Source organism: Pseudomonas sp. SBT1-2, from assembly GCF_028640875.1.
In the GTDB taxonomy this organism is placed as follows: Bacteria; Pseudomonadota; Gammaproteobacteria; order Pseudomonadales; family Pseudomonadaceae; genus Aquipseudomonas; species Aquipseudomonas chlororaphis_I.
In genome coordinates this window covers 1-10729 of record NZ_JAQZAA010000091.1, presented here as the reverse complement: position 1 = coordinate 10729, position 10729 = coordinate 1, and the positions used below count along the sequence as shown (strand labels likewise).

9 protein-coding genes are annotated in these 10729 nt (G+C 60.9%); 8 read left to right on the top strand and 1 reads right to left on the bottom strand.

The genetic code is table 11. The features are described 5' to 3' along the window. Window positions 1–92: 92 nt before the first annotated feature. Window positions 93–1469 carry a glutamine synthetase family protein gene (locus PVZ78_RS19380; protein ID WP_009051380.1) on the bottom strand — a complete coding sequence of 459 codons (1377 nt, stop codon included), beginning with the start codon at window positions 1467–1469 and terminating at the stop codon, window positions 93–95. 268 nt (window positions 1470–1737) lie between these two features. Between PVZ78_RS19380 and PVZ78_RS19375 the strand changes: the two genes are divergently transcribed. From PVZ78_RS19375 to PVZ78_RS19340, 8 genes are all read left to right on the top strand, one after another. After that, entirely contained in the window at window positions 1738–2535 is a 798-nt protein-coding gene (locus PVZ78_RS19375; RefSeq protein ID WP_028683696.1) for a gamma-glutamyl-gamma-aminobutyrate hydrolase family protein, read from the top strand. 30 nt (window positions 2536–2565) lie between these two features. Further along, window positions 2566–3924: a glutamine synthetase family protein gene (locus tag PVZ78_RS19370; protein ID WP_009051378.1), complete on the top strand. Its 1359-nt coding sequence runs from the start codon at window positions 2566–2568 to the stop codon at window positions 3922–3924. Window positions 3925–3981: 57 nt separating this feature from the next. Further along, window positions 3982–5346, top strand: a complete 1365-nt coding sequence (locus PVZ78_RS19365; RefSeq protein ID WP_016705050.1) for an aspartate aminotransferase family protein — start codon at window positions 3982–3984, stop codon at window positions 5344–5346. Window positions 5347–5531: 185 nt separating this feature from the next. After that, window positions 5532–6626, top strand: a complete 1095-nt coding sequence (locus PVZ78_RS19360) for a polyamine ABC transporter substrate-binding protein (RefSeq protein WP_016705051.1) — start codon at window positions 5532–5534, stop codon at window positions 6624–6626. A gap of 186 nt (window positions 6627–6812) precedes the next feature. Continuing rightward, window positions 6813–7907: a polyamine ABC transporter substrate-binding protein gene (locus PVZ78_RS19355; RefSeq protein ID WP_009051375.1), complete on the top strand. Its 1095-nt coding sequence runs from the start codon at window positions 6813–6815 to the stop codon at window positions 7905–7907. 71 nt (window positions 7908–7978) lie between these two features. After that, a complete protein-coding gene (locus PVZ78_RS19350) occupies window positions 7979–9121 on the top strand; it encodes an ABC transporter ATP-binding protein (RefSeq protein ID WP_007928322.1) in 1143 nt (380 codons plus the stop codon). Window positions 9122–9156: 35 nt separating this feature from the next. After that, on the top strand, window positions 9157–10038 hold the full coding sequence (locus PVZ78_RS19345) for an ABC transporter permease subunit (protein WP_172833407.1): 882 nt from the start codon (window positions 9157–9159) through the stop codon (window positions 10036–10038). Continuing rightward, window positions 10035–10729, top strand: a 695-nt coding sequence (locus tag PVZ78_RS19340) for an ABC transporter permease subunit (protein ID WP_273829093.1), incomplete at its 3' end; no start/stop codon positions are given. The genes PVZ78_RS19345 and PVZ78_RS19340, both read left to right, overlap by 4 nt.

Genomic DNA, 10729 nt, shown 5'->3' with positions numbered 1-10729 from the left:
AGGAGCGAGGCTTGCCCGCGATCCGCCGCAAGGCGGCCATAAAAAACGCCACGGGCCCTTCGGCCGGTGGCGTTTTTCTGGGCTACAGCCGCTTACACGGTGTGCAGGTACCAGTTGTACTCGAGGTCGGAGATCGAGTGCTCGAACTCCTCCAGCTCGCTTTCCTTACAGGCCACGAAGATATCGATGTATTTCGGGTCGATGTACTTGGCCATGACTTCGCTGTCGTCCAGCTCGCGCAGTGCGTCGCGCAGGTTGTTCGGCAGGCTTTGCTCGTTCTGCTCGTAGGAGTTGCCTTCGGTTGGCGCGCCCGGTTCGATCTTGTTGACCAGACCGTGGTGCACGCCCGCCAGGACCGAAGCCATCAGCAGGTACGGGTTGGCATCGGCGCCGGCCACACGGTGCTCCAGGCGGACCGCGTCGGCGGAGCCGGTCGGTACGCGCAGGGCGACGGTGCGGTTGTCCAGGCCCCAGCTCGGCGAGTTCGGCACATAGAACTGCGCACCGAAACGACGGTAGGAGTTGACGTTCGGGCAGAGGAAAGCCATCTGCGCCGGTAGGGTCTCGAGCACACCGCCGATCGCGTGACGCAGTGCGGCGTTCTGCTCGGGATCCTCGCTGGCAAAAATATTCTTGCCGTCCTTGTCCAGGACCGAAATGTGGACGTGCAGACCATTACCCGCCTGGCCTGGGTAAGGCTTGGCCATGAAGGTGGTGTCCATTTCATGGTCGTAGGCGATGTTCTTGATCAGACGTTTGAGCAGTACCGCATAGTCGCAGGCCTTGATCGGGTCGGCGACGTGGTGCAGGTTCACTTCGAACTGCGCCGGAGCACTTTCCTTGACGATGGCGTCGGCCGGGATGCCTTGTTCTTTCGCGCCTTCGAGAATGTCCTGCAGGCAGTCGACGTATTCGTCGAGGTCGTCGATCAGGTACACCTGGGTCGAATGCGGGCGCTTGCCGGAGATCGGCGAGCGTGGCGGCTGTGGCCGGCCATTCACGTTCTCCTGGTCGATCAGGTAGAACTCCAGTTCAAACGCGGCGCAGATGGTCAGGCCCAGCTCGTCGAACTTGGCCACGACTTGACGCAGCACTTCGCGCGGGTCGGCGAAGAAAGGGTCGCCTTCGAGTTCGTGCATGGTCATCAGCAGTTGCGCGGTGGGGCGCTTCTGCCAGGGTTCATTGCACAGGGTATCGGGGATTGGATAGCAGATTCGATCGGCGTCGCCGATGTCCAGGCCCAGGCCGGTGCTTTCCACCGTCGAGCCATTGATATCCAGAGCAAATAAAGAGGCCGGCAGGTTGATGCCTTTCTCGTAAACCTTGTGGAGGCTGGTGCGTTCGATGCGCTTGCCGCGCACCACACCATTCATATCCGCAATCAGAAGGTCAACGTACAGAACCTCAGGATGTTCCTTAAGGAACGCGTTCGCTTCGTTAAGCTGAACGGCACGCGGGGGTACCGACATGATGCAACACCTTTGTTGTTAAAAATATCAATCATTGATCTTTTCAGGTTTCAGTCAACCCGAACGGCATGCCGAAGTCAAGCGAGGCCTTTTTTGCCCTAAAAAAGCGCCTGCGGGGCATTTTTGGGGCGCTTTTCTGGCTTCGGAGGGCTTGGCCGCCGCGGCCTTGAGCGGGCCGTGTTGTATTTTTTACGGGGGTGTTGTGTAAAAAAATGAACAAGGCTAAGCTCGATTTAAACCCATAACAGCAATAATACCGGGGTGTTTCATGTCTCGCCTGCCGTTAATCGGCGTCACCGCCTGCTCCAGGCAGATTGGTTTGCATGCTTATCACATCAGTGGCGACAAGTACGTCCGCGCAGTGGCAGTAGCAGCCAAGGGCGTGCCCATGATCCTCCCGTCCCTGGCCGATATTCTGAGCCCGTCCGATATTCTGGACGGTCTGGATGGCATCCTCTTTACCGGTTCACCCTCCAATATCGAGCCTTTTCACTATAGAGGTCCCGCCAGCGCGCCGGGAACCGCGCACGATCCTGCCCGTGATGCCAGCACCCTGCCGCTGATCCGCGCCGCAGTGGCGGCCGGGGTTCCGGTACTGGGGATCTGCCGCGGCTTCCAGGAAATGAACGTGGCCTTCGGCGGCAGCCTGCACCAGCGGGTCCACGAAGCCGGCCCGTTCATGGATCACCGCGAGGACGAGAGCCAGCCGGTGGAAGTGCAATACGGCCCCGCCCATGCGCTGCATGTGCAGCCGGGCGGGGTGCTGGCCGGCCTCGGCCTGCCGGCGCAGATTGAAGTCAATTCGATTCATGGCCAAGGCGTTGAACGTCTGGCGCCGGGCCTGAAGATAGAGGCCCTGGCACCCGATGGCTTGATCGAAGCCTGCTCCGTCGAGGGCGCGCCGATCGAGGGAGGCAAGGCTTTTGCTTTGGGGGTGCAATGGCACCCTGAATGGCAGGTAAGCTCTAACCCTCACTACCTCGCCATCTTCCAGGCATTTGGCGATGCCTGTCGCAAGCGGGTAATGCAACGCGACGCCAATGCGTCACAAAAACCTGGCTTATAAGAGCCAGGAAACTCACGCCTAGAGGCATTTATGAGTAACAACCTCGACCAGCTCACCGATTGGTTGAAAGACCACAAGATCACAGAAGTCGAATGCATGATTGGCGACCTGACCGGGATCACCCGGGGCAAGATCTCGCCAACCAACAAGTTCATCGCCGAAAAAGGCATGCGCCTGCCCGAGAGCGTGCTGTTGCAGACGGTGACCGGCGACTATGTCGAAGACGACATCTATTACGAACTGCTGGACCCGGCCGACATCGACATGGTCTGCCGCCCGGACCAGAACGCGGTATTCCTCGTGCCCTGGGCCATCGAGCCGACCGCCCAGGTGATCCACGACACCTACGACAAGCAGGGCAACCCGATCGAGCTGTCGCCGCGCAACGTGCTCAAGAAGGTCCTGAAACTCTACGCCGACCACGGCTGGCAGCCGATCGTGGCGCCGGAGATGGAGTTCTACCTGACCAAGCGCAGCGACGACCCGGACTACCCGTTGCAGCCACCGGTCGGCCGTTCCGGTCGCCCGGAAACCGGTCGCCAGTCGTTCTCCATTGAAGCGGCCAACGAATTCGACCCGTTGTTCGAGGACGTCTACGACTGGTGCGAACTGCAGGAACTGGACCTCGACACGCTGATCCACGAAGACGGCACGGCGCAGATGGAAATCAACTTCCGTCACGGCGACGCCCTGTCCCTGGCCGACCAGATCCTGGTGTTCAAGCGCACCATGCGCGAAGCCGCGCTCAAGCACGAGGTGGCCGCCACCTTCATGGCCAAGCCGATGACCGGCGAGCCGGGCAGCGCCATGCACCTGCACCAGAGCATCATCGACATCGAGACTGGCAAGAACGTCTTCTCCAATGACGACGGGACCATGAGCCAGCTGTTCCTCAACCACATCGGCGGCCTGCAGAAGTTCATCCCCGAGCTGCTGCCGCTGTTCGCGCCCAACGTCAATTCGTTCCGCCGCTTCCTGCCGGATACCTCGGCGCCGGTGAACGTGGAGTGGGGCGAAGAGAACCGCACCGTGGGCCTGCGTGTACCGGATGCCGGGCCACAGAACCGCCGGGTGGAAAACCGCCTGCCGGGCGCCGACGCCAACCCTTACCTGGCCATCGCCGCCAGCCTGCTGTGCGGCTTCATTGGCATGGTCGAAGGCCACAACCCGAGCGCGCCGGTGGTCGGCCGTGGTTACGAGCGCCGCAACCTGCGCCTGCCGTTGACCATCGAGGACGCTCTGGAGCGCATGGAAAACAGCAAGACCATCGAGAAATACCTGGGCAAGAAATTCATCACTGGCTACGTCGCGGTCAAGCGGGCCGAGCATGAAAACTTCAAGCGCGTCATCAGTTCGTGGGAGCGGGAGTTCCTGCTCTTCGCCGTCTGATGCGCGGGGCGCCGCCGTCACCGGCGGCGCCCTCACCGGAAAATCAGGAGAGTTCCAATGACCAGCAACAACCCGCAAACCCGTGAGTGGCAAACCCTCAGCAGCGAGCACCACCTGGCACCCTTCAGCGACTTCAAGCAGTTGAAGGAGAAGGGGCCGCGGATCATCACCAATGCCGAGGGCGTTTACCTCTGGGACAGCGAGGGCAACAAGATCCTCGACGGCATGGCCGGGCTGTGGTGCGTGGCTATCGGTTACGGCCGCGAAGAACTGGCCGAAGCCGCCAGCAAGCAGATGCGCGAGCTGCCGTACTACAACCTGTTCTTCCAGACCGCTCACCCGCCGGCGCTGGAACTGGCCAAGGCCATCTCCGATGTTGCCCCGCAGGGCATGAACCATGTGTTCTTCACCGGTTCCGGCTCCGAAGGCAACGACACCATGCTGCGCATGGTTCGCCACTACTGGGCGATCAAGGGCCAGCCGAAGAAGAAAACCATCATCAGCCGGGTCAACGGCTATCACGGTTCCACCGTGGCCGGCGCGAGCCTGGGCGGCATGACCTATATGCACGAACAGGGCGACTTGCCGATCCCAGGCATCGTGCATATCCCGCAGCCTTACTGGTTCGGTGAAGGCGGCGACATGACCCCGGACGAGTTCGGGATCTGGGCGGCCAACCAGCTGGAAGAGAAGATTCTCGAACTCGGCGTCGACAACGTCGGTGCCTTCATTGCCGAGCCGATCCAGGGCGCGGGCGGCGTGATCGTGCCGCCGGAAAGCTACTGGCCGCGGATCAAGGAGATCCTTGCCAAGTACGACATCCTGTTCGTCGCCGACGAGGTGATCTGTGGGTTCGGGCGTACCGGTGAGTGGTTCGGTAGCGATTTCTACGACCTCAAGCCGGACATGATGACCATCGCCAAGGGCCTGACCTCCGGCTACATCCCCATGGGTGGCCTGATCGTGCGCGACGAAGTGGTGGCGGTGCTCAACGAGGGCGGCGATTTCAACCACGGTTTCACCTATTCCGGGCACCCGGTGGCCGCCGCCGTGGCCCTGGAAAACATCCGCATCATGCGCGACGAGAAAATTATCGAGCGCGTCAAGGCAGAAACGGCACCTTATTTGCAGAAACGTCTGCGGGAACTGAACGATCACCCGCTGGTGGGTGAGGTTCGCGGAGTCGGCCTGTTGGGCGCCATCGAGCTGGTTCAGGACAAGGCCACCCGTGCGCGGTATGTCGGAAAAGGCGTCGGCATGATCTGCCGGCAGTTCTGCTTCGACAACGGCCTGATCATGCGCGCCGTGGGCGACACCATGATCATTGCTCCGCCCCTGGTGATCACCAAGGAGGAGATCGATGAGCTGGTGAGCAAGGCCCGCAAGTGCCTGGACCTGACCTTGAGTGCGTTGCAGGGCTAAGTGCTAGGCTCTGAGCGAAGTACCCCGTGGTACTTCGCTCGGGGCGGCCATAAAGGCTGGGTCTTTTGTTGAAAGCCCGCCTTGGAACTTGCCAGACTACCGCCTGTTTTTAGTTGCCTGGCAACCGGTCGCTGAACACAAGGTTAAAAAGAATAATTGGAGCATGACGCATGAAGGCAATAGGTATGAAGAAAGCTGGCAAGACCCTCCTCGCCATGTCCCTGATGGGCGCGATGGCGGCAGTGGCCCAGGCAGACGACAAGGTGCTGCACGTTTACAACTGGTCCGACTACATCGCCCCCGACACCATTGCGAACTTCGAGAAAGAGTCCGGGATCAAGGTGGTCTACGACGTTTTCGACAGCAACGAAACCCTGGAAGCCAAACTGCTGGCAGGCAAGTCCGGTTACGACGTGGTCGTGCCGTCGAACAACTTCCTGGCCAAGCAGATCAAGGCCGGTGTCTATCAGGAGCTGGACGTCTCCAAGTTGCCCAACTGGAAAAACCTGAACCAGGATCTGCTCAAGGCGGTTTCGGTCAGTGACCCGGGCAACAAGCACGCTTTCCCATACATGTGGGGTTCCATCGGCATCGGTTACAACCCGGAGAAGGTCAAGGCTGCGCTGGGCGTCGACAAGATCGATTCCTGGGACACCCTGCTCAAGCCCGAGAACATCGCCAAGCTCAAGGGCTGCGGCGTGAGCTTCCTCGACTCGCCAACCGAAATGATCCCGGTCGCCCTGCATTACCTGGGCCTGCCGACCGACAGCCAGAAGAAAGACGACATCAAGAAAGCCGAAGAGCTGTTCCTCAAGATTCGTCCTTCGATCACCTATTTCCACTCCTCCAAGTACATCTCGGACCTGGCCAACGGCAACATCTGCGTAGCGGTCGGCTACTCGGGTGACGTGCAGCAGGCCAAGTCCCGTGCCGCCGAAGCCGGCGACAAGGTGAAAGTCAGCTACGCCATTCCGAAAGAAGGCGCCGGCACCTTCTACGACATGGTCGCTATCCCCAAGGATGCGGAAAACGTCGAGGGCGCCTACAAGTTCATGACCTTCCTGCAGAAGCCTGAAGTCATGGCCAGCATCACCAACGCCGTGCGTTTCCCGAACGGCAACGCCGCCGCAACGGCACTGGTGGAAAAAGACATCACCAGCGATCCAGGCATCTACCCGCCAGCCGACGTGCAGGCCAAGCTGTATGCGATCGCCGATCTGCCGGCCGCTACCCAGCGTGAGCTGACCCGCAGCTGGACCAAGATCAAATCCGGCAAATAAGCCGGTTTGAGGCAGCAACCGCTGGCCGTCGTCCCCGCGAGGGCGGTCAGCGGTGCAATTAAATGACAGAAAGTTTTGCTGGATCGGTTTATCGAAGGTAAGTTGCGCGCCGGTTTTGTTGCTGGGCAGCTCTTGGCTGTCATGTAGTGCGGGCAACTCAGGCCCAATTGTTTAGAGGACCTCCACTTGCCTATTTCTTTATTTCGCAAAGCCATGCTGGTGGGCGCCGGGCTGACGCTGGCCGTCAGCGCTTATGCCGCGCCAACCGTGCATATTTATAACTGGTCTGACTATATCGGTCAGAGCACATTGGCGGACTTCGAAAAGGCCACCGGCATCAAGCCGCTGTACGACGTGTTCGACTCCAACGAAACCCTGGAAGGCAAGTTGCTCGCCGGTCGTACCGGCTATGACGTGGTCGTGCCGTCCAACCACTTCCTGGGCAAGCAGATCAAGGCCGGGGCGTTCCAGAAGCTCGACAAGGCGCAGTTGCCCAACTATTCGAACCTCGACCCGGTGCTGCTCAAGCGCCTGGAGAAGAACGACCCGGGCAACCAGTACGCCGTGCCTTACCTGTGGGGCACCAACGGCATCGGCTACAACGTCGAGAAGGTCAAGGCCGCGCTGGGCGTGGACAAGATCGACTCCTGGGCCATGCTGTTCGAGCCGGAAAACATCAAGAAACTGTCGAGCTGCGGCGTCGCCTTCCTCGACTCCGCCGATGAAATGCTCCCGGCGGTACTCAACTACATGGGCCTGGACCCCAACAGCCAGAACCCCGACGACTACAAGAAGGCCGAAGCCAAGTTGCTGGCGGTGCGGCCTTACGTGACCTACTTCAATTCCTCGAAATACATCTCCGACCTGGCCAACGGCGAAATCTGCGTGGCCGCGGGCTTCTCCGGCGATGTGTTCCAGGCCAAGGCGCGCGCCGCCGAAGCCGGCAAGGGCATCGAGATCGCCTATGTGATCCCCAAGGAAGGCGGCAACCTCTGGTTCGACATGCTGGCCATTCCCAAGGACGCCGGTAACGTCAAGCAGGCCCATGCCTTCATCAATTACCTGCTCAAGCCTGAGGTGATTGCCCAGGTCAGCGACTCCGTCGGCTACGCCAACCCGAACCCCAAGGCGGGTGAGCTGATGGACCAGTCGGTGCGCAAGGACGAAGCGGTTTACCCGGCGCAGGAGATTGTCGACAAGCTGTATGTCAACTCAGAGTTGCCGCCCAAGATCCAACGACTCATGACCCGCAGCTGGACCAAGGTCAAGTCGGGCAAATAGCGTCAATCGCTCAAACTATCCAGAGTTCGCCCGCATGGGGCGAACTGCAAATTCTGTTGGGAGTTTCGTAAATGGCAGTTGCCTCCGGCGCCTACAAGAAAGCCCTCGAGGGCGACCAGACACCGAAGCAGGTGTTGGTCAAGATCGACCGGGTCACGAAGAAGTTCGACGAGACGATTGCCGTGGACGACGTGTCCCTGGAAATCAAGAAAGGCGAGATCTTCGCCCTGCTCGGCGGTTCTGGCTCGGGTAAGTCCACCTTGCTGCGCATGCTCGCGGGGTTCGAACGGCCCACGGAGGGACGCATCTACCTGGACGGTGTGGACATCACCGACATGCCGCCCTACGAGCGGCCGATCAACATGATGTTCCAGTCCTACGCCTTGTTCCCGCACATGACCGTGGCGCAGAACATCGCCTTCGGCCTGCAGCAGGACAAGATTCCCAAGGCCGAGATTGATGCCCGCGTGGCCGAGATGCTCAAGCTGGTGCAGATGAGCCAGTACGCCAAGCGCAAGCCGCATCAGCTCTCTGGCGGCCAGCGCCAGCGCGTGGCCCTGGCCCGTTCCCTGGCCAAGCGGCCGAAACTGCTGCTGCTCGACGAGCCGATGGGCGCGCTGGATAAAAAGCTGCGCTCGCAGATGCAACTGGAGCTGGTGGAGATCATCGAGCGCGTCGGCGTGACCTGCGTGATGGTGACCCACGACCAGGAAGAGGCCATGACCATGGCCGAGCGTATTGCGATCATGCACCTGGGCTGGATCGCCCAGATCGGCAGCCCGATCGACATCTACGAAACCCCGACCAGCCGCCTGGTCTGCGAATTCATCGGCAACGTCAACATCTTCGAAGGTGAAGTGATCGACGACGCCGAAGGCCACGCGACCATCACCTGCAAGGACCTGGATCGCAACATCTACGTGGGCCACGGCATCAGCACCTCGGTGCAGGACAAGTCGGTGACCTACGCCATCCGCCCGGAAAAACTCCTGGTGACCCCGGACATGCCGACCTGCGAATACAACTGGTCGAGCGGCAAGGTGCACGACATCGCTTACCTGGGCGGGCACTCGGTGTTCTACGTCGAGCTGCCGAGCGGCAAGCTGGTGCAGTCGTTCGTGGCCAACGCCGAACGCCGCGGCGCGCGGCCGACCTGGGGCGACCAGGTGTACGTCTGGTGGGAAGACGACAGCGGCGTGGTACTGCGCTCATGAACATGCGAAAGCTCAAGCGCCGCCTCAATCGAATAATTCCCGGTGGCCGCCAGATGGTCATCGGGGTCCCGTTCCTCTGGCTGTTCCTGTTCTTCATGCTGCCGTTCTTCATCGTCCTGAAGATCAGCTTCGCCGAAGCGGACGTGGCCATTCCACCGTACACCGAGATCTACAGCTTCATCGACCAGAAGCTGCAGGTGCTGCTCAACCTGGGCAACTACGCGATGCTCGGCGACGACGAACTGTACATCGCCGCCTACCTCGGCTCGCTGAAGATGGCCTTCTTCAGCACCCTGCTGTGCCTGCTGATCGGCTACCCGATGGCCTATGCCATCGCCAGCGCCCGCAAAGAGCTGCAGACCGTGCTGGTGCTGCTGATCATGATGCCGACCTGGACCGCGATCCTGATCCGCGTCTACGCCTGGATGGGCATCCTCAGCAACAACGGCCTGCTCAACGGCTTCCTGATGGGCATGGGCTTGATCGACGAGCCGCTGCAGATCCTCAACACCAACCTGGCGGTGTACATCGGCGTGGTCTATTCCTACCTGCCGTTCATGATCCTGCCGCTCTACGCCAACCTGGTGAAGCACGATACCAGCCTGCTGGAAGCCGCCTCGGACCTGGGTTCGAGCACCTTCAACAGCTTCTGGAAAATCACCGTGCCGCTGTCGAAGAACGGCATCATCGCCGGCTGCATGCTGGTGTTCATCCCGGTGGTCGGCGAGTTCGTGATCCCGGAACTGCTCGGCGGTCCGGAAACCCTGATGATCGGTAAAGTGCTCTGGCAAGAGTTCTTCAACAACCGTGACTGGCCGGTGGCCTCGGCCCTGGCAGTGGTGATGCTGGCGATCCTGATTGTGCCGATCATCCTCTTCAACCGCAGTCAGGCCAAAGAAATGGAGGGCAAGGAATGAAGCGCTTCAGTTTCTCGAACCTGATGCTGGTGGTGGGGCTGGTATTCATCTACCTGCCGATGCTGATCCTGGTGATCTACTCGTTCAACGCCTCCAAGCTGGTGACGGTCTGGGGCGGCTGGTCGGTGAAGTGGTACGTCGGCCTGCTGGACAACTCGCAACTGATGGGCTCGGTGGTGCGCTCCCTGGAGATCGCCTGCTACACCGCGATTGCCGCGGTGGCCCTGGGCACCCTGGCGGCCTTCGTGCTGACCCGTATCACCCACTTCAAGGGCCGCACGCTGTTCGGCGGCCTGGTCACCGCGCCGCTGGTGATGCCGGAAGTGATCACCGGCCTGTCGCTGTTGCTGCTGTTCGTGGCCATGGCGCAGATGATCGGCTGGCCGCAGGAGCGTGGCATCGTCACCATCTGGATCGCCCACACCACGTTCTGCGCCGCCTATGTGGCGGTGGTGGTGTCGGCGCGCCTGCGTGAGCTGGACCTGTCCATCGAAGAGGCGGCCATGGACCTGGGGGCACGGCCGTGGAAGGTGTTCTTCCTGATCACCATCCCGATGATCGCGCCCTCGTTGGCGGCGGGCGGCATGATGTCCTTCGCCCTGTCCCTGGACGACCTGGTGCTGGCGAGCTTCGTCTCCGGCCCGGGTTCCACCACCCTGCCGATGGAAGTGTTCTCGGCGGTGCGCCTCGG

What these genes read in the sequence shown, in the direction of transcription:
- PVZ78_RS19380 (WP_009051380.1), bottom strand. Translation starts at nt 1,469, where the DNA reads ATGTCGGTACCCCCGCGTGCCGTTCAGCTTAACGAAGCGAACGCGTTC.
- PVZ78_RS19375 (WP_028683696.1), top strand. Translation starts at nt 1,738, where the DNA reads ATGTCTCGCCTGCCGTTAATCGGCGTCACCGCCTGCTCCAGGCAGATT.
- PVZ78_RS19370 (WP_009051378.1), top strand. Translation starts at nt 2,566, where the DNA reads ATGAGTAACAACCTCGACCAGCTCACCGATTGGTTGAAAGACCACAAG.
- PVZ78_RS19365 (WP_016705050.1), top strand. Translation starts at nt 3,982, where the DNA reads ATGACCAGCAACAACCCGCAAACCCGTGAGTGGCAAACCCTCAGCAGC.
- PVZ78_RS19360 (WP_016705051.1), top strand. Translation starts at nt 5,532, where the DNA reads ATGAAGAAAGCTGGCAAGACCCTCCTCGCCATGTCCCTGATGGGCGCG.
- PVZ78_RS19350 (WP_007928322.1), top strand. Translation starts at nt 7,979, where the DNA reads ATGGCAGTTGCCTCCGGCGCCTACAAGAAAGCCCTCGAGGGCGACCAG.